Source organism: Nocardiopsis sp. NPDC006198, from assembly GCF_040613895.1.
GTDB classification, from domain to species: Bacteria; Actinomycetota; Actinomycetes; order Streptosporangiales; family Streptosporangiaceae; genus Nocardiopsis; species Nocardiopsis tropica.
In genome coordinates this window covers 124,127-139,566 of the sequence record NZ_JBEXSY010000003.1, presented here as the reverse complement: position 1 = coordinate 139,566, position 15,440 = coordinate 124,127, and the positions used below count along the sequence as shown (strand labels likewise).

Here is a 15,440-nt window from a genome sequence, read left to right as displayed (position 1 = left end):
CTCCCGGCACGCAAAAGGCCCCGCCTGCGAAGGTCGGGACCCGATTTAAGGGCTTGTTGAATCAGCCTGACGCGTGGGCGCGCCTGGCGAGGTTCCTCATGCGGTCGATGGCCTGCCACGGATTTCCATGGCCGGCACGAACCGCCGCGATGTGCTCCATCAGATCCGGCGCCTCGTCGAATTCTTCAAGGTCGAACCGCTGGCGGATGTGCCCGAACTGGAGATGCCGCTCCCGTTCCATGGCGCGACCGCCAGGCTCAACGGCGAGAAGCTCATCCTCGTCCCAGACCCGAAACGTGTGGATCCGACCGCGGACGTCAGCGGAGTAGCCGATCTTGATGCAGCCGGGCCGCAGGCGAACGTAGTACACGAACTTCGGCCGCGAGTCGGCGTTGGTCTTGCGTGTCTGTCGAAGGCGTTCGACCCGTTCGTCGTGGAGGTCCCGGTACTCGACGAACACTTCGCGGTCGGACGAGCGCTCGATCAGAGCGTCTCGGCGTTCGGGGTTCAGGAGGACCCATTCGGCAGCCGCGTCGGTGTGGTATTCGCACAGAAGGGCTTCCGGCCCGGCTATGGGCTTGGGGCACCGCTTGTCGTTGCTCAGGGTGACCCTGCACCGTTCGTACTGCCTGTCGAAGGGCGTGGCCACGTGGACCCGCGTTCGGCAGATGGGGCACCGGTAGTGGCCGTTGCCGAGTGTCTGAACTGGGACCATGCTCGTCTTGCACGAGCAGGTGAGGGTAAGCTTTTCCACGTCGATCTGCTCTCATCAGGTCGGCCGCTGCCCGGGGGTGTTTGCGCACCCGCCGGGCTTAGTCTTTGGCCCTATTTTACCTGTTCATGAGGACTTTCGACGTGCGAAAGGCCCGGGGTGGTAGCCCCCGGGCCTTTCGACAAAAGTTCGACCTAATCAGATAGTAACGGCCATGAGAAAATTGCGCAAGTTCTAGTTGTGCGCAACCTACCTCTCATCCCCCTCTCCCTGCCTGATCAGCCTTGACCACCCGCCGTCGTTGATCTCGCACTCCAACCCGTACAGGGTGTGCGTCTCGCTGATCTGCGCCTCCCCAATGACGACCCGCGCGCGGTCGAACACGAGGAACGAGGCCACCCACGCGTACCCGACCGCGTCCACACCCCGAGCCTGAAGCGCCCCGACGACCCACAGGCCGACCGGGCTGCACCGGTCCGACATGCGATCCCCCACGATCCCGTCCGCCTTGATCAGCCCTGCGAGTTGCGCCGTGGTCAGCCAACCCGCCTCCCCGACGATGCTGTCGAGCACGGTGTTCACATCCGCCCGACCCAGTCGTGGGCGTGGGGGCGCGATAGTGTCGATCATGATCCTTCTTCCGTAGCTGGTTGCAAGGTCGCGAGGCCCGGCCGGAGGTGGTGCTCCTGCCGGGCCGTCTTCGTGTCAGGTGAGCCCTGGGAGCCATGCCCGGTGGCAGGTCAGGTCGCGAGGCTCACCGATCAGGGCGCGGACGTCGGCACCGGACAGTCGCTCCTTGTTCGCCAGAGCCCGGCTCGCCGAACAGATGGCCTGCCACACCTCCGGGGAGTCGAGCAGGGCCTGAGCGTCCCTCTGAGCCTGAGAAAGCCAGATCACGTGCCCCTCGGCGAGCCGGGTGTTGATCGTGGCGTGGTCGCCCTGTCCGGCGAGGCTCTCGACTGACGCCTGCACCAGGGGGTCGTAGCCGCGTTCGGCCACGGCCTTGGCCTGAGCCATGGGGCCGGCCATCAGGTGCACAGCCAGCGCCTGCGGAACGCCCGGCTCGAAGCGGGCCTCGCCCCCGACAGTGGCGCGGCGCCCGGTCTCCACCCACACTTCCTTCAGGGTCAGGCCGACGATCATGCCGATCACCGCGTGTGCGGCCTCATGGACAGCCCGGGTGGTGGCCCAGTCCTCGTCGGTGATCTTGTCCTGGTGGTCAGCGAAGACGTGCCGGCGTCCGTTGGCCTGCGGCGCGGTGACCTCCTTGATCGTGGCCTGATCGGGGCGGACCATGACCTCTGCGCCCCCGATGTCGATGACGTGTACGTATTCGGTGCGGTCGGGGCACAGGGTCCCGGTGATGGTGGTCCCGTTGGCCAGGGTCACTGTCACCGTCTGGCCTACGAGGGGGTGCCGACTGTGCGTCGGCGGGTTCACTGGGATCCCCCGTGCGCCAGGTACCGCCGGTACTGCTCGTAGGGGATGACGCCGGCGTCGACGTCGAGCATGTGCGCAGAGCAGATCGGCCCGTCGTCGCACAGCTGGCCGCACTCGTCGGGGTAGTCGAGTCTCGTCACCTCCACCACGCACCGGAACTCCACGTCCTCCACCTCCTCCTGCTCGTAGTAGCGGTCCTCGATCGTGAGGGTCATGGGGGGCTCCTTGGTGGTCAGGCGTCGGTGGGCGCGGGCAGCAGACTCTCGATCTCGCGGGCCCGCAGAGCGAGCACCACCAGGCGGTCGCGCATCTCGTGAGAGGGCAGCGCCTCGGCGATCGCGGCCAGCTCCGAGGCGGTGAAGCTGGAACGCACCAGCGGACCCCACGCGTCGTCCACCTCCTCGTAGGTGCGCGTCTTCGGGTTCCCGGCGGCAGTCAGTACGAGATCACCCTCCTCGGACAGGCCGGTGTGCCAGGTGGTGCCTCGGGAGTCGGTGTAGGTGGTGCCGGCTGCGGCAAGTGCGATGGCGTCCAATGCGTTCTCCTCAGGTGTGGTCGGCGACGATACGGCGGGCGATTGCGGACAGGTTGCGGTTGATCTTGTACTTGCGGATGAGGTGCCCGGCACCGGACGTGCGCATGGCGGCGACGCGACCCTCGGTGGCATTGGCGTCGAGGAACTGGCGGGCGGCGGCCACGTCGAGCGTGGTGGCCTGAACGGAAATCTCGCGGGCGGCTTCGTCGATGGGGTTCATGAGGTCTCCTTGGATGAGGCGAGGCTTTGGACGGTTACCGGAGGTTCCCGTCGTCGTCGTAGAACTCCGCCGCGATCTGGCGTCCGAGCGGGGTGAGCGTGTACCCGACCCAGTCGTCCCCCTCGGCAAGGCCCTTGGCGGCGAGCTTTGCCCCGTGCACGTCATCCAGACGCCCAGCCCCGGAGAGCGACGCGACCCACAGGGCGTACTTCTGATTCGCGCCAAGCCGCAACCCCTTGGGGATACGCGGGAGGCGGGCTTCAGCGTGCGCCTTGAGGACGGCGGCCTTCGCGGCCTCCGCGGTGGGGTGCCGGTCGGGACTGGTGGGCAGGTAGCCGGTGTCGGCCGAGTTGCGGTAGGCGGCGGAGTAGGCGTCCGCGTAGGTGAGGACGCCGGTGGCGAGGTCCTTGTCGACGACCTCGCGGACGTGCCGCACGACTCCGACGATGTCGCCGACGGGGTTGGTGACGTTGGTGTTCACGAGTTCTCCTAGGCGGCGAGTGCGAGCAGCTGGATGCGCGCGTCCCGGTAGGTGTCCTTGCGTGGCTTGTAGCCGACGAGCGCGGCCATCACCTGCCCCTGCGTGTGCCGGGTGCAGGAGCGACGCACGCCGTCCTTGCGGACGAACCCCTCGATTCCGCCCGCGATCTTCTTCCTCAGCGTCGCCGCCATCCCGGTCGCGGTCGCGTCGTCGACCCCAAGCGCCCGCAGGTGGCCGGCGGCCGTTCGCAGTCCGTTCCTGTGCGCGGCCTTGGCGGCGTTCCGCCTGGCGACGTCGGCGCGGCGCTGGAGGCGGCGCATCTCCTTCTTGATGCGGGCTTCGGTGCCGGTGGGGCGGCGGGTCATGTGGTCCTCCGGGGGGCGTCGTGCTGATGTCTCCACTCTACGCCAACAGGCCGTAGGCATACAAGTAGTTGTAGGCAAACAACTCTGGATTGGCCAACATCGCCGTGACATCATGGGGCTATGAGCACCACGCCCCCGGACAAGCGGGTCCAAGAGGCCTACGACGCCATCGCGACCATCGATGCCCACGCCGACCGTATGAAGGAACAGGTCCGCATCGACTTCGGCAACGTCGTCAACGAGGTCACCAGCAACAAGGAGATGCAGCAGGAGGAAGTCGCGGATCAGGTCGGTAAGACCCGAGAGTGGGTGCGCCGCCTTCAGGTGAAGGCACGCAACGCGGCCAAGAGGGGGTCCTCATGACCATCGTGGAGTTCGTCAACGCGCGCCTGGACGAGGAGGAGCAGGCGGCGGAGGCGGCCACCCCCGGGAAGTGGGGAGCGCAGCCCGGCGAGACGGGCACTCTCGACAATGAGTGGGAAGTGGTTGCCGAAGGCGTCACCCACGTGGTGTACGTCGGCCATGAAGGCGGCGGCGTCACCACCGAGGAGAACGCCTTGCACATCGCCCGCCATGACCCTCTCCGGGTGCTGCGGGAGATCACGGCGAAGCGGCAAGCGGTCGTCGAAGCCAAGCAGGCCAACGAGTTCGTCAGCGAACGCTTTCGACTGCCGATCGAGAACGGTGCGAGCGGGTACCTGCTCCGCCTGATCGCCGCCCCCTATGCCGACCATCCCGACTATGATCCGGCGTGGACTCTCACCTAACCCCCCGAGGGAGACCATGAGTACGAAAGTCTGGGTCTGGATCTCATGGGCGACGCTCGCTCTCGCCCTGATCACCCTGCTACCGGGTGCCACCTGGTGGGCGTGGGTCATCTGGTGCGCGATCGCCGCTGGCGTCATCACCAGCCACATCCTGGCCCGCCGCGCCGGCCTCATGTAGACGACGAAGCCCGCCCCGAGGAGCTGGGGCGGGCTTTCTCATCCCCGCTTCATCTGCCGCCACGTCCGGGTGTCCTCGGGCTTCTCCGGGTGCCTCGCCCTCTCCGCGTGCGGCACTGCCAGGTACGACTGGCCGGGGAGCTGTTCGACGTCCCCGCGCGGCACGTCGTCCACCACCCACCGCCACTGGTGCGACTCCACGCGCCCGGGGAGGGTCTGGTACTGCTCGCACCACCCCACACGGGCCGCGCCGGGCTCGACCCACGCCAGCAGGTACGCGTGCAGGCGTGTTCCGCCCACGGTGACGCGGACCAGGGGCGGAACACGGTGTGTGGGGGCGGGCATCAGCGGTAGTCCGGCCGGTATGTGCTGTCGTTCTCGGCGTCGACGAGCCGGTCGAGCATCATCCCGACCAGGGCTCGTCGCGAAGGCGGAAGGCTCGCGAGCCACGCTTCATTGTCGGCGTCTTCAGCGGCTTCGGCGTCCGAGATCTCATCGTCCACGCAGGTCATGTACCCGCTCAGGTCGACTTCGGACCGCCCCTGCGTGGCCTGACCGGTATGTCCGCCTGGACGTCGCCGTGGCGTTTGTAGCGCTCAAGGTGGGTGCGGCACCACCCGTTCGTGACGTGCTTGCGCCCGCACCCGGGCACCTCGCACACCCGGGCAGGGCGCGACCTGGAAGCGGCCAACGCCGTCTTCCTACGCGTCTCCAACGCTTGCGCTCGAAGCGGCTCCCGCGAAGCCTTCAAGGACTCCTTTCGAGCCTTGTCAACATCCCTTGCGGCCTCGAAGCGCTTCCACTCGGGGGAGTCCACCCGCTCGGACGCCTTCTCGCTGAAGGTGCGCCGGAGGTCGGGGGAGACGAGCGGCGTCGACCTGCCGAGCCCGTGGCGTTCCCGATACTGGTCGGCGGACATGCCGTGCTCGCGGACGTGCCGGCCGAGGAACCGTCGTTCGGCCCCGCACTCGTGACAGACGAGCCCGCCGTCCGCACCTGTAGTGAGCTGGCCGTGCACGCCGTGTCCGTCAGGGTCGCCGTACTCCATCCTGCTTGTACTCCGTCCATAGCTGTCCGACACGACTCGTCTTCATGCCCAAGGCTTCGGCCGCGCGCCGCTGCGAACCGTGCTTGCCGTGGGCGGCGGCCTGCTCCTCGACCTCAGCGCCGACGATGCGAGCGCGTTCGGCTCCGGTTGCCGAGGTGACATCAAGGCGGATCCTGTCGAGCAGTTCGAGGGCCTTGGCGCGGGGGAGCGCAGCGATCGCGTCCGTGTCGAGACTGTAGTAGTCGGAGGGGTTCATCAGGCAGCCTTCTCGTCGATCTTCGCGAACACCTGGGCGACGAACGCCTCGTCCACAGGACGGACCGAGGTGATCTCGGTGGGCAGGATCAGGTACTCGCCGAGGTCCTCGTCGTGGGCGTCATCGTCGCTGTAGGGGCCACTCAGTTTCACCAGGACGCAGTTGTCGAGGTCGGCACCGACGGCGGCGAGGTAGTCGACGAGGTCGTCCTCGTCGCGGCAGACACTGACACCGTGGCGGACGTCGTCGACCATGGTCTCTCCGTAGCAGCGGATGAGGGTTTCGGTGCTGCCGCCGCAGTCCTCGCAGCCCCGGCATTCGCGAGTGGCGTTGGACCAGTGGAAGGACAGCCAGTTGGCGGGGTCGAGAAGTTCGGTGTGGTCGCGGTCCGCCCTGTCGATCCTGATCATGTCCGCCTCCTAGTGCGCTGTCCTGCTGACACACGTAAATCTAGACCACTCTGGATATTTTGTCCACATCACTCTGGATTTTTCTCAGAGATGGCCTCTGGCCCGCGAAATCCTAGATCAAGAGTCTTCTCTGGCCGATCTCGGCCACCTCGCCCGCGAGTCGTATCCGCCTGGCAGGCTTTCCCCATGAGCGACATGGTGCAGGTGAAGCTGGTAGGCGGCCCGATGGACGGAGGCACGCTCCCCGTGGACCGAGAGGCCGTCGAGGACCCCGAACCCGGTTTCGACTTCGTCCCAGAGGACGGGTCCGGAGCCCCCGATGACTGCTCGCGGGTGCTGTACACCGCCGAGCCAGGCGGCGACCCCGCAGTGTGGCACTGGCGGTCCTGGGTGCCGTAGAGGTGCCCACGCACAAAAAGATGAGGGCCGCTTCCCACGGGAAGCGGCCCTTCTTGTGTGGGCACGTCACCGACCATCCGAGGTCTCCAGTCCCGGACGGCCGTCATCCAGCCGAATCCCCCACAATGCGGCGACCACTCTCAGGAATTACCGCACGACCGTAAATGATACTACGGAAGTCGTTGCGCTCATCCATCTGTGTACCCGCCGTGCGAAATTCCAAAGCTACCGAACGGCTTTAGCTTCAAATCGAACTTGATCGAACACTACCGAACAGTATAGAACTCAGCAGGGCCCAAACGAGGACAGTGCGGAGATCCATCACTTTTCTCACATGAGGCCCCAGGCCTGCGCATTTCTCCATCCTCCCAGTGGGATCCGCGCTCAGGATGAGGTAATTTCCTCGCATCGGCACTCCAAGTCACGTCCCTGCCTGACCGCGACGTCTCCAGCGTCTAGGTGCGGTCTGCGCACAAAAGGGCCTTGTGACCATCCAGCCGACTAAGAATCCTTCTCGTGAAAGGTCATTCGTGACCGCTCATCTCTCTTTGGATTCCCTCACAGGGCGAATCCTCATCGTGATCATCGTGGTGATCACCGCTGCGGCCCTCCACTCTCAGGGCCACGGTCTCGCCATGTCGGCGCTGCTCGCCGCCGCAGGGCTCGGTGTCGCAGTCGACGTCGCCGCCCGGGTGAGCCCCCGGGAGGCGAAGTGACCGCCGAAGCCTCCGGACCCCGGTACATCGTCAAGTCCGACGTGGAGCCGAGGAGCATCCGCGTCGACGAGGACGGCAATCTCTGGGGCGAGGTGCCCGTCATCCTCGTGCAGGGCCCGATCGGCTCTGACAAGGACGCGCGTGTCTGGTCCCCCCAGGAAAGGGAATTCGTGTCAGCCAAGTTCACCCCCGAGGTTCCCGACGACCTGCCTGGTGCGGGCATGAAACCGGACCCGCTCAAAGCGACGAGTGTCTCCGAGTTCATCGAGCTGATGAACAGGTACAGGCGGTGGGCCGGGTCTCCCTCGTACAGGGTGATGGCGGACCGGGTGGGCGTGCGGTCCTCGTCCCGCTTCTGTGAAGCGCTCAAGTCCGACCGCCTTCCGACTTTCTCGCTGCTCAACGCGTTCGTGGTCTCCTTGGAGGGCACCTCCGCCGACTTCCAGCGGTGGGCTGCTGCGTGGCGGGCCCTGGACGGGCAGACGCCTGCCCGACCGCGGCGGCTGCCTCTGCCGTCCGCGGAGGAGTAGGTTCTGGAAAACCCCCGCCGTCTTTCGACGGCGGGGGCCGGGCCCGCATACCTCTTCCCCGCAGGCCCTCCCCGGGCACCACCCCGGGGCCACCGCGCGCTATGCCCCGTGAGGCTCGCGCGGAGGATTAAAGGGGGCGCCGGGTCTCACGAACACTCGGCGCCCCGCCCGGCATGGGTCGGGCTTGCCGCTTCCCCTCGCAAGGTGCGACGTCAGGCCCCGCGCGCAACAAGGGGACGGTGCGCGCGGGAAGCTTCATGAGGCGGGCACGGGCGGCCTCATCCACCGCGGCGTGTCCTCCACCCGGCGCGAGGGAACGGGCACAGGCTGCCGACCGGTCCCGGGGCACTTCGCCCACCAGTGATCGAGCACCGCCAGATCCTCAGCAGCCACGGGACGGCCGACCGGCCCCAGGTAGCGGGTGCGGACCGCCTGCACTTCGTCGCCACCCGGCCTCGCCGGGATCTCGTACCGGACCTCGCCCCCCTGGATGCGAACGCGCATCGCCGCGACCACCTCGTCGCCCCGTACCACCCGCAGGTCCACGGTGCGCGGCGCGCGGTCAGCGGGGATTTCGATCACGGCGTCCAGGCCGGCGGCTTCCGCGGCGTCGACGAGGGCGAGTAGGGCCCGCTCGGTGTCGGTGAGGACGTTCACTGGTACCCCCTGGGTTAGGTACGTACCTAGACGTACCTCTACGAGGCAGCACGTACACCTAGATCTACGGTGCCGCCATGGAATTTGATCTTGGTCCGGATGCTGAGCTTGACCACGAGGGTCCCGTGCCCGTCTACCAGCAGCTCGCCGCGATTCTAGAGGCTCGCATCCGACGAGGGGACTGGAAGGTGGGACGTGCGATCCCCTCCGAGAAGCAGGTGGAGCAGGAGTTCGGGGTGGCACGCAACACGGTTCGGCGCGCTGTGCGGCACCTGGCCGAAAGGGAGGTGGTGTACGTAGTTCCCCGCCGCGGCACGTTCGTGAAGGGGTAGCTCACAGGACGTCCGCCTTGTAGGGTCCGCCGACCCTGGCACTGGGGGAGCGCAGCTTCTTCTCAAGGTCCGCTGCGCTCTCCTCCATCAGCGTCTGCTCGACGTCCCCCCGAAGCGCGGTCGCCATCCAGTACCGGGGGGTGCGCCAGACCCGCCACGCGTCCCCGTACATGCGCTTGAGCCGAGCAAGCTCTGCGCTGTCTTTGGTGGGGGACGGTGCGACCCCCGGTGAGGTGTCCATGGGTCGAAGGTAAGACGGAGCACCCGCAGTGTTCCGCAGCCCCTGAAAGGTAAAAGACCCGCAGAATCCTGCGGGTCTCACCTCGGTGCTCGGTCAGGCGACCCCGGCTCGCTGCGCCAGAGGCCGCAGCTCAGGAGTGCTCCGCTTGTGCTCCCGGCGCAGGAGTTCAGTCAGCACGGCCGCAGTCGACGGGTCATGCCGCACCAGCTCGGAGGCGATCTTCTCCGCTTCGAGGAGAGTGTTCACCGCGGCAGCGTCTTGACGGGTCTGCGTGTACGCGCACGCCACATCCAAGTGCACCTGAGCCCGGCGCCCGACCAGGCCGGTGGGAAGCTGGGCGACGTCCAGGGCTTCACCGGCAGCGACCGCAGACTTGGCATCCCCGACCTTCACCGACGTGCTGATGGTGTGGATGGCAACGTTCGTCGGCCCGAAAGCCGTCCCGTGAAGATTCAGATCCGCACCGAGACGGTCCGCCGCCCGCTGCGCCTGCCGCAGGAACCTCGGAACCGCCGCCCGGTCGTACTCGGCCGCAGCTGCGGTCGCCGCCGCCAGGTGCAGCCCCCCGTACACCGACAGCTCCTCGGGAGTGCCCGGGTGCATTCGCCGCTCCAGTGCGTGCGCCGCACCCATCGCGAGCTCAGCCGCGATGTCCGGATTCCCCCGGGAGATGAACACGTAGCTGAGCCGGTACGCACCCACCGCCGCGAGGAGCGTCTCGTCCGCCCACTCCGCCGCGGCCATCGCACGGTCCGCGGCCTGCCACGCCAGATCCTTCGCCCCCACCCGGCGGAGCACCGCCGCCGCGGTGTTGTAGACCATCGCCCGCGCCGAGCACACCGCCGGACGGTCCGCGCCCCTCGACCGTGCTGCCGCCTCCACGTCCCGGATCAGCCGAGGAAGACGACGGCCGACCTCCGTGTACCTCGTGGCCTGGTAGGCGGCGTAGGTGCGGTGCGCCTCGGCACGGAGCCGGGGCACGTCCACAGGGTCCTCGCGACCCGTCTCCGCGACGATGACTTCCAGGGACGTGTACCGCATCATGGCGCGCTCGATGGCATCGGCTGGCGTATAACGCATGGGCGTGGCCTCTTCGGTGCTTCCGGTGAGGTCGGACAGGGGGAGACGGAGGACGTCGGCGAGCCGCGACAACACCTCGTGGGAGTCGACGGAGAGAATGCCGCGTTCGACTTGAGACAGCCACGATTCGGACCGGCCGACGAGCCCGGCGAGCACGGTCTGGGAGTAGCCGCGCCTGCGGCGGTGGCTGCGGATGATCTGGCCCCTGGTGGCTGCGTCCACGCCGGGCCTCCTGTCTAGAGAGTACGGATGACCTGGAGTAGGTGTTCCCAGCTGGGGAGGCGGGACTCGTAGGGGGCGTCGTGGTCGTAGACGAGGGTGACGGCGGGGATTGATCGGAGGGTGGCCAGGGAGCGTTGGAACGCGGGATGGGAGGCGAGCTGGGGTTTGCAGTGGGGGACGACGAGGGTGGGGACGTCGTAGCCGACCATTTCGCAGAGGAGGCCGATCGCGAAGTTGTCGGCGTGCCCGTCGGCGAACCGGTTGACGCTGTTGAAGGTCAGCGGGCAGGCGACCACGAGGTCCGCCTTCGGTGACCCTTCGCCTTCCCCGGGCATCCGGTACTCGGTGCGGACGGGGGCCCCAGTGAGCTTCTCCAGCTCGGCCGTGTCGTGGAATCGGGTGCCCATGGGGGTGGACAGGCACACCACCTGCCAGCCGTCGCCCTGGAGCATCTGGACGAGCTCGGGGGTGCTTTCTGCGGTCGGGGCGCCGGAGACGACGAGGTAGAGGGTTTTCGCCATGTGGGCAGTGTAGGCGGGAGTGCCTGCGGGGTAGGCTGATTCGCGAACGGGCCCCTGCCGCTGCGTAGGCGAGGGCCCGTTTGTCACTCCTGCCCGGTCAGCTCGGACAGGCCGTCGCGGTGGTGAAGACGCCAACGGACGCCGGCCGCGTCGGTGAAGTCCACGTGCACCTGCAAGTCGGATACGGGCTCCACCCAGTAGAACCGCACGGACTCGCCAGGAGGAAGGACCGGAGCGCTGCCTCCTCCTGCTCGCGGTTCGAAGTCGACGATGTAGCAGCGTGGCCCATGTCCGTGCTCCTGGGCGATGGCGACATTAGTGATCCGAGCCTGGCTGTTGTTGTCAATCCGGAACCCAAGGCGCACATCCCCATACGAGACCCCCGACTTGGACAGGAAGTCGCCAATGCGGGGCCCGTCAAATAGATGCTTTGAGTGGTGGTCGCGCAACGACCCGTGGTGCGAAGGGGGTCGATGAATCGGGATGATGCCCACCTGTGCGGCCTGTGTGGCTTTGCGCTCCTGAGCCTCGGCCTTCTGCCGTTCCCGCTCCTGGTGCCGCCATTCCATCTCGTCGTTGAGCGCGTTGATGGTGACTTTGAGGGACTTGGCCTGACGTCCGGAGAGTGACAGGGTCACGATGAGCGCGATGAGCGCGAACACGGCTGCGGCGCTTCCTCCGATGGCGCTGACCCATTCGGGGGTCCAGTTGGCGGGGATCAGCCAGTGGGGCATGTGGGCTCCAGGGGGTTGTGGGGTGGGGCTGATCCTGTCATGGCTGGGGGCAATGCGCCTGCGCATGCCTGTGGGCCCCGCCGTGTGGCAGGGCCCGCCCTACTGCTGTGCGCGCAGTTTCCTCAGCCGCTCCCTGAGCCTGATCTCCCGCAGGCAGTATCCGCAGTCCACTGGGGTGTCGTCGGGGAGGAAGGTCGCGGACAGGTCGCCCCCGTCGAGGGTGAGGATCCTGTGGCACTCGGTCCAGTCGTCGCGGTTGGGCTGGGTTTCGTGGACGGTCGAGTCGAAATGCTGGCGGACCTTCACTGCCCCTCCCGGTATTCGACCTTGACGCCGACGCTCTCTGCGTAGGCGATCTCGCTGTGAACGGCCTCCCCGATCGACCCGTCGGGCTTGCGCACGACCACGACCAGGTCGCTCATGCGAATCTTCGCGTGGTGGGTGTCGGTCAACTCGCCCATCTCCGCCTCGGTGACGTCCCGCCCCATGGGGAGCGGGGCAAGCACGGCGTGCCCGGCGAGGGTGAGTTCACGGTCCGCACGGACGAGGAGTTCGGGGTAGGCGACGGACCCGCACAGGGTGATGATCACGTCTCCTCCCCGGCGATCTCCCGGGCGCGCTCCAGGGCTTCCGGGGTGATGTCTCCTGCGGCGACGAGCAGGTCGTCGGTGAACACGAAGCTCTTGCCGTCCTCGTTGGTGTACGCCCTGACGAGGGCGATGTTCCAGAGCTTGTCCCGCAGCTTCTGGTTCTCGTCCTCCAGTTCCTTCGAGCTCTTGGCGGCGTTGACCCGCTCTCGGTCGCGTCCCTCCCGGAGACTGCGGTTCGATGCCTCCAGCCGGTCGACGCGTCCGGACCGCAGTGCGGATTGCTCGCTGAGTCGCTGGTTCTCCTCCTCGCGCCGCCGCAGACGGTCCACGAGCTCCGCCTCGCGCCGCCGGGCCGCCACGCCCTCGTCAAGCAGGGCCTTCACGCGCTCCTGGCTGCGTTCGTAGACGCGCCGCCAGTCGGCGACGGTCAGGGTGTCGAGCGGGTCCATCACTTCTCCTCGGTGTGCAGGCCGGCCAGTCCGTCATCCCACGCCGCGCGCTGCCGATCGAGTAGCGCGAGAACATCCACGGCGTCATCGGCGCCAGGCCACCCCCACCCGTTCAGCTCGGGCGCCGTCTCCCAGAGCATTTCGTCGCTGTCCGCCGAGTCCCATGCCCACGTCCAGTCGGGAGCGAGGTCGGGGTCGGTGTACACCGTGCCTTTCAAGGTCAGCAGCCACGGATCCTCGGAGGGGTTGGCGAAGTGGATGGCGTGGACCTGGACTTCCAGCTCTCCGGCGGTGCCGTCTTCGGGGTTGGGGTGCTCGAACCAGTCGGCATCGACTCCGTGTCCGAGCAGTTCCTCCAAGCGGTCGAGGAACGCCAGGAAGGGGATCCGGCCGTCCTCGGGGAGCTCGCCGAACGCCTCGGCGGGGGTGCTGCTCGGAGGGTTGTGGATCGGGTCGTTGAAGGTCTCGCGGTCCATCACTTCTCCTCCTTGCTCTGTTCCACGATGTGCGGCCACACCCGCCGAATGGTCTGCTCCAGCTGCCAGCGCTGGAACTCCACGAGCACGCTCTTCGGCTGCTCGCTGTCGGGGGCGACGATCGCAGCCATGACGGCGGCGACCTGCGCGTCAGTGGGGGTCATCAGGACTCCTCGTTTCGTGTTCCCGGGCCGCCCCGTTTGGGGCGGCCTTCCGTGTGGGCGGGGTCAGGCGCACCAGCGGTTGAAGTTGTCGGTCGGTCAGGGGGTCAAACGGCGAGCAGCGCGCGGGCGACCGCTTCAGCGTGGCGAGGCAGGACGCTGGCCTGTATGAGCCGCGCGTTCCTCGCCTCGGTGTCCAGCCAGTCCGCGACCACCAGGGCCACGGCAGGGTGCCACAGGGCGACGTGGTCGGCGTGCGCCTTGGTGAGGTCCATCGCGACCTCATGGTGCGGGTACAGGTCCCGGACGACAGCCCACCGCAGGTCATGCGAGTACAGGTCGGCGGAGTCGTCGAAGTGGAGCGGAGCGGACTTCTCTTCGACCATCCAGCCCTGGTTCTTCTCGATGGCGTCCTGTGCGGTGCCGCGCGCCTTGTTGGCCGCCCGTTGCAGGAGTTCATGCGGCGCTTCGTCCATTGGGGCTCCTTCGTTGCTCGGTCGGGGTCAAGCGGGCCTGTACTCCAGCCGGAGCGGCCCCCAGGTGGTGTCCACGCTCCGGACGGGCTGGCCGGGCTCACGGGGGTCGGTGTGGGCGTTGATGGCGTACAGCAGGCCGTCGGGGTTGCGGTCGTCGGCGTACACGAACCACAGCTCGTGGTCGGCGTCGCGGACCAGGTCGCCGGCGCGGGGGGTGTAGGTCATCGGGGACTCCTTGGGGGTTTCTTCTCTCATTTTACCATTTGAGGGGTGGCTTGCCACCCACTATGCCATGCCAATTGACGGGTGGCAAGCCACCTGAGAACATGGGCCCATGGCAAACCAGCACAGGCACAGGCAGCGGGTTCTCCGCGGCATCCCAGACGAACTCGCGGACGACTTCGATGCCGCAGTGAAGAGGGCGGGGTCGGACCGCTCAGCGGTCACCCGTCAGCTATGGGAGGCGTGGCTGGGGTACCCGGGTGCGGAGTGGCCGGCGACCCCTAGAAAGGACGCAGGGGAGTAGTCCTCAACCCTGCCCGACCCCCGCCCGTCGGGGGCTTTCGGCTGCACACACGAAAGCCCGCCCGGACCTGCCGGACGGGCTCGCGCAACGCGTCAGTCCTCGTTCCACTGCACGATCTCGTATCCGTGGGCGGCGGCCGTGCCTTCCATGAGGGCCCGCTGGCTGGTCGCGTCGTCGGGTGCCCATCCCTGATCGCGCTGGTAGTGGGCGACCGTCGGCTCCCGCTCTTGGGCAGCCTCGCGCTCGTGAGTGAGGATCTTGCGTCCGCGTTCCACGAGCTGCTGGACGGTGCCGCGACTCAGTCCGACTTCAGCGCCGATGTTCGCGTAGGACAGGCCGGTTTCGATGTGGAGTTGAGCGAGGAGGCGGGCACGTTCGGCGCCGATGCGGTCTACCTCGTCTTGGACTGCTGCTTGCTGGCGGGTGAGTGCGTTGAACTTCTCGAAGTCCGTGTAGGTCATCAGCAAAGGTCCTCAAGGCCGTAGGCGGAGCGAACGTCGGCGGGCAGGAGCTCCACGATCTGCGGGCGATCTTCGAGAACGGACAGGCCCTGCCCGTCACAGATCTCCCACAGGTCGAGGTTGCACGCCTGGAACAGGTCGGCGAGTTCCACTGCGGGAACCTCATCGAGTCCGGCTTGTTCGGCGGCGGCGAGCCGGTGGGTGCCGGTGTAGGCGCGGGCGTAGTCACCGAGGACGACAAGGGGGGCACCCTGCCAGCCATCGGTTTCCATGGACGCGGCGATCTCGTTGACGTGGTCGGCATCGAGGTCGTGTTGGCCGGTGATGTAGCCGGTGGCGTCGATGGTGTCGAGGCCGAGTGGATTCAGCGTTTGCATGTGCCCACCATGCACCACCGTGGGGTAGATTGCAAGTATGCCCCATGCAATCCTCCCGTCGCACGTGAACACAAGGTAGAC

Annotated in this window: 34 protein-coding genes; 7 read left to right on the top strand and 27 right to left on the bottom strand. The window is 67.3% G+C overall.

Features of this window, described 5'->3' with window-relative positions; genetic code table 11:
* Positions 1–61: 61 nt before the first annotated feature.
* The 8 genes from ABZ234_RS03650 to ABZ234_RS03615 form a co-directional block, all read right to left on the bottom strand.
* Entirely contained in the window at positions 62–754 is a 693-nt protein-coding gene (locus tag ABZ234_RS03650; RefSeq protein WP_355010880.1) for a hypothetical protein, read from the bottom strand.
* Between the two features lie 207 nt (positions 755–961).
* Complete coding sequence (locus ABZ234_RS03645; protein WP_355010879.1) at positions 962–1,342, bottom strand: hypothetical protein; 381 nt, start codon at positions 1,340–1,342, stop codon at positions 962–964.
* Between the two features lie 75 nt (positions 1,343–1,417).
* The gene (locus tag ABZ234_RS03640; protein ID WP_355010878.1) at positions 1,418–2,107 is read right to left on the bottom strand and encodes a hypothetical protein; all 690 of its coding nucleotides are present in this window, start codon (positions 2,105–2,107) and stop codon (positions 1,418–1,420) included.
* A gap of 41 nt (positions 2,108–2,148) precedes the next feature.
* Entirely contained in the window at positions 2,149–2,367 is a 219-nt protein-coding gene (locus tag ABZ234_RS03635) for a hypothetical protein (RefSeq protein ID WP_355010877.1), read from the bottom strand.
* A gap of 17 nt (positions 2,368–2,384) precedes the next feature.
* Positions 2,385–2,687, bottom strand: coding sequence for a hypothetical protein (locus ABZ234_RS03630; protein ID WP_355010876.1), 303 nt, complete (start codon positions 2,685–2,687; stop codon positions 2,385–2,387).
* A 10-nt stretch (positions 2,688–2,697) separates the two neighbouring features.
* Entirely contained in the window at positions 2,698–2,907 is a 210-nt protein-coding gene (locus ABZ234_RS03625) for a hypothetical protein (protein ID WP_355010875.1), read from the bottom strand.
* A gap of 34 nt (positions 2,908–2,941) precedes the next feature.
* Positions 2,942–3,388 carry a hypothetical protein gene (locus ABZ234_RS03620; RefSeq protein ID WP_355010874.1) on the bottom strand — a complete coding sequence of 149 codons (447 nt, stop codon included), beginning with the start codon at positions 3,386–3,388 and terminating at the stop codon, positions 2,942–2,944.
* Positions 3,389–3,396: 8 nt separating this feature from the next.
* Complete coding sequence (locus tag ABZ234_RS03615) at positions 3,397–3,753, bottom strand: hypothetical protein (RefSeq protein ID WP_355010873.1); 357 nt, start codon at positions 3,751–3,753, stop codon at positions 3,397–3,399.
* 120 nt (positions 3,754–3,873) lie between these two features.
* On the opposite strand from ABZ234_RS03615, the gene ABZ234_RS03610 reads away from it, so the two are divergent.
* The 3 genes from ABZ234_RS03610 to ABZ234_RS03600 are packed head-to-tail and all read left to right on the top strand — an operon-like array spanning position 3,874 to position 4,698.
* Positions 3,874–4,116: a hypothetical protein gene (locus tag ABZ234_RS03610; protein WP_355010872.1), complete on the top strand. Its 243-nt coding sequence runs from the start codon at positions 3,874–3,876 to the stop codon at positions 4,114–4,116.
* The gene (locus tag ABZ234_RS03605) at positions 4,113–4,520 is read left to right on the top strand and encodes a DUF6221 family protein (RefSeq protein WP_355010871.1); all 408 of its coding nucleotides are present in this window, start codon (positions 4,113–4,115) and stop codon (positions 4,518–4,520) included. The genes ABZ234_RS03610 and ABZ234_RS03605 overlap by 4 nt, the downstream gene beginning before the upstream one ends.
* Before the next feature lie 16 nt (positions 4,521–4,536).
* The gene (locus ABZ234_RS03600; RefSeq protein WP_355010870.1) at positions 4,537–4,698 is read left to right on the top strand and encodes a hypothetical protein; all 162 of its coding nucleotides are present in this window, start codon (positions 4,537–4,539) and stop codon (positions 4,696–4,698) included.
* 38 nt (positions 4,699–4,736) lie between these two features.
* On the opposite strand, the gene ABZ234_RS03595 is transcribed toward ABZ234_RS03600, so the two are convergent.
* The 5 genes from ABZ234_RS03595 to ABZ234_RS03575 are packed head-to-tail and all read right to left on the bottom strand — an operon-like array spanning position 4,737 to position 6,411.
* Positions 4,737–5,042, bottom strand: coding sequence for a hypothetical protein (locus tag ABZ234_RS03595; protein ID WP_355010869.1), 306 nt, complete (start codon positions 5,040–5,042; stop codon positions 4,737–4,739).
* Positions 5,042–5,200, bottom strand: coding sequence for a hypothetical protein (locus tag ABZ234_RS03590; protein ID WP_355010868.1), 159 nt, complete (start codon positions 5,198–5,200; stop codon positions 5,042–5,044). The genes ABZ234_RS03595 and ABZ234_RS03590 overlap by 1 nt, the downstream gene beginning before the upstream one ends.
* 17 nt (positions 5,201–5,217) lie before the next feature.
* Complete coding sequence (locus ABZ234_RS03585; RefSeq protein ID WP_355010867.1) at positions 5,218–5,745, bottom strand: MucR family transcriptional regulator; 528 nt, start codon at positions 5,743–5,745, stop codon at positions 5,218–5,220.
* The gene (locus ABZ234_RS03580; RefSeq protein WP_355010866.1) at positions 5,726–6,001 is read right to left on the bottom strand and encodes a hypothetical protein; all 276 of its coding nucleotides are present in this window, start codon (positions 5,999–6,001) and stop codon (positions 5,726–5,728) included. The genes ABZ234_RS03585 and ABZ234_RS03580 overlap by 20 nt, the downstream gene beginning before the upstream one ends.
* Entirely contained in the window at positions 6,001–6,411 is a 411-nt protein-coding gene (locus ABZ234_RS03575) for a hypothetical protein (protein ID WP_355010865.1), read from the bottom strand. Before ABZ234_RS03575 ends, ABZ234_RS03580 begins: the two co-directional genes overlap by 1 nt.
* A gap of 186 nt (positions 6,412–6,597) precedes the next feature.
* On the opposite strand from ABZ234_RS03575, the gene ABZ234_RS03570 reads away from it, so the two are divergent.
* The 3 genes from ABZ234_RS03570 (at position 6,598) to ABZ234_RS03560 (ending at position 8,056) form a co-directional block, all read left to right on the top strand.
* Positions 6,598–6,810, top strand: a complete 213-nt coding sequence (locus ABZ234_RS03570; protein ID WP_355010864.1) for a hypothetical protein — start codon at positions 6,598–6,600, stop codon at positions 6,808–6,810.
* Between the two features lie 548 nt (positions 6,811–7,358).
* The gene (locus ABZ234_RS03565; RefSeq protein WP_355010863.1) at positions 7,359–7,526 is read left to right on the top strand and encodes a hypothetical protein; all 168 of its coding nucleotides are present in this window, start codon (positions 7,359–7,361) and stop codon (positions 7,524–7,526) included.
* On the top strand, positions 7,523–8,056 hold the full coding sequence (locus ABZ234_RS03560) for a hypothetical protein (protein WP_355010862.1): 534 nt from the start codon (positions 7,523–7,525) through the stop codon (positions 8,054–8,056). Before ABZ234_RS03565 ends, ABZ234_RS03560 begins: the two co-directional genes overlap by 4 nt.
* A gap of 255 nt (positions 8,057–8,311) precedes the next feature.
* Here the strand turns inward: ABZ234_RS03560 and ABZ234_RS03555 are convergent, their stop codons facing one another.
* Positions 8,312–8,713, bottom strand: coding sequence for a hypothetical protein (locus ABZ234_RS03555; RefSeq protein ID WP_355010861.1), 402 nt, complete (start codon positions 8,711–8,713; stop codon positions 8,312–8,314).
* Between the two features lie 77 nt (positions 8,714–8,790).
* Between ABZ234_RS03555 and ABZ234_RS03550 the strand changes: the two genes are divergently transcribed.
* Positions 8,791–9,045, top strand: coding sequence for a GntR family transcriptional regulator (locus ABZ234_RS03550; protein WP_355010860.1), 255 nt, complete (start codon positions 8,791–8,793; stop codon positions 9,043–9,045).
* A gap of 1 nt (position 9,046) precedes the next feature.
* On the opposite strand, the gene ABZ234_RS03545 is transcribed toward ABZ234_RS03550, so the two are convergent.
* The 13 genes from ABZ234_RS03545 to ABZ234_RS03485 form a co-directional block, all read right to left on the bottom strand.
* Positions 9,047–9,286: a hypothetical protein gene (locus ABZ234_RS03545; protein ID WP_355010859.1), complete on the bottom strand. Its 240-nt coding sequence runs from the start codon at positions 9,284–9,286 to the stop codon at positions 9,047–9,049.
* Between the two features lie 93 nt (positions 9,287–9,379).
* Positions 9,380–10,588, bottom strand: a complete 1,209-nt coding sequence (locus ABZ234_RS03540) for a helix-turn-helix transcriptional regulator (RefSeq protein ID WP_355010858.1) — start codon at positions 10,586–10,588, stop codon at positions 9,380–9,382.
* Positions 10,589–10,602: 14 nt separating this feature from the next.
* Positions 10,603–11,109, bottom strand: coding sequence for a flavoprotein (locus ABZ234_RS03535; protein WP_355010857.1), 507 nt, complete (start codon positions 11,107–11,109; stop codon positions 10,603–10,605).
* Positions 11,110–11,192: 83 nt separating this feature from the next.
* Entirely contained in the window at positions 11,193–11,843 is a 651-nt protein-coding gene (locus ABZ234_RS03530) for a hypothetical protein (protein WP_355010856.1), read from the bottom strand.
* A 99-nt stretch (positions 11,844–11,942) separates the two neighbouring features.
* Positions 11,943–12,149 (bottom strand): hypothetical protein, encoded by a 207-nt coding sequence (locus ABZ234_RS03525; RefSeq protein WP_355010855.1) that lies wholly within the window; start codon positions 12,147–12,149, stop codon positions 11,943–11,945.
* The gene (locus ABZ234_RS03520) at positions 12,146–12,433 is read right to left on the bottom strand and encodes a hypothetical protein (protein WP_355010854.1); all 288 of its coding nucleotides are present in this window, start codon (positions 12,431–12,433) and stop codon (positions 12,146–12,148) included. The genes ABZ234_RS03525 and ABZ234_RS03520 overlap by 4 nt, the downstream gene beginning before the upstream one ends.
* A complete protein-coding gene (locus tag ABZ234_RS03515; RefSeq protein WP_355010853.1) occupies positions 12,430–12,882 on the bottom strand; it encodes a hypothetical protein in 453 nt (150 codons plus the stop codon). The genes ABZ234_RS03520 and ABZ234_RS03515 overlap by 4 nt, the downstream gene beginning before the upstream one ends.
* Positions 12,882–13,358: a hypothetical protein gene (locus ABZ234_RS03510; RefSeq protein ID WP_355010852.1), complete on the bottom strand. Its 477-nt coding sequence runs from the start codon at positions 13,356–13,358 to the stop codon at positions 12,882–12,884. The genes ABZ234_RS03515 and ABZ234_RS03510 overlap by 1 nt, the downstream gene beginning before the upstream one ends.
* Positions 13,358–13,522, bottom strand: a complete 165-nt coding sequence (locus ABZ234_RS03505; protein WP_355010851.1) for a hypothetical protein — start codon at positions 13,520–13,522, stop codon at positions 13,358–13,360. Before ABZ234_RS03505 ends, ABZ234_RS03510 begins: the two co-directional genes overlap by 1 nt.
* Before the next feature lie 104 nt (positions 13,523–13,626).
* Positions 13,627–13,995: a hypothetical protein gene (locus tag ABZ234_RS03500; RefSeq protein WP_355010850.1), complete on the bottom strand. Its 369-nt coding sequence runs from the start codon at positions 13,993–13,995 to the stop codon at positions 13,627–13,629.
* Between the two features lie 27 nt (positions 13,996–14,022).
* A complete protein-coding gene (locus tag ABZ234_RS03495) occupies positions 14,023–14,220 on the bottom strand; it encodes a hypothetical protein (RefSeq protein ID WP_355010849.1) in 198 nt (65 codons plus the stop codon).
* Between the two features lie 393 nt (positions 14,221–14,613).
* The gene (locus ABZ234_RS03490; RefSeq protein ID WP_355010848.1) at positions 14,614–14,982 is read right to left on the bottom strand and encodes a hypothetical protein; all 369 of its coding nucleotides are present in this window, start codon (positions 14,980–14,982) and stop codon (positions 14,614–14,616) included.
* Positions 14,982–15,359, bottom strand: coding sequence for a ParB N-terminal domain-containing protein (locus tag ABZ234_RS03485; RefSeq protein WP_355010847.1), 378 nt, complete (start codon positions 15,357–15,359; stop codon positions 14,982–14,984). Before ABZ234_RS03485 ends, ABZ234_RS03490 begins: the two co-directional genes overlap by 1 nt.
* Positions 15,360–15,440 lie beyond the last annotated feature (81 nt).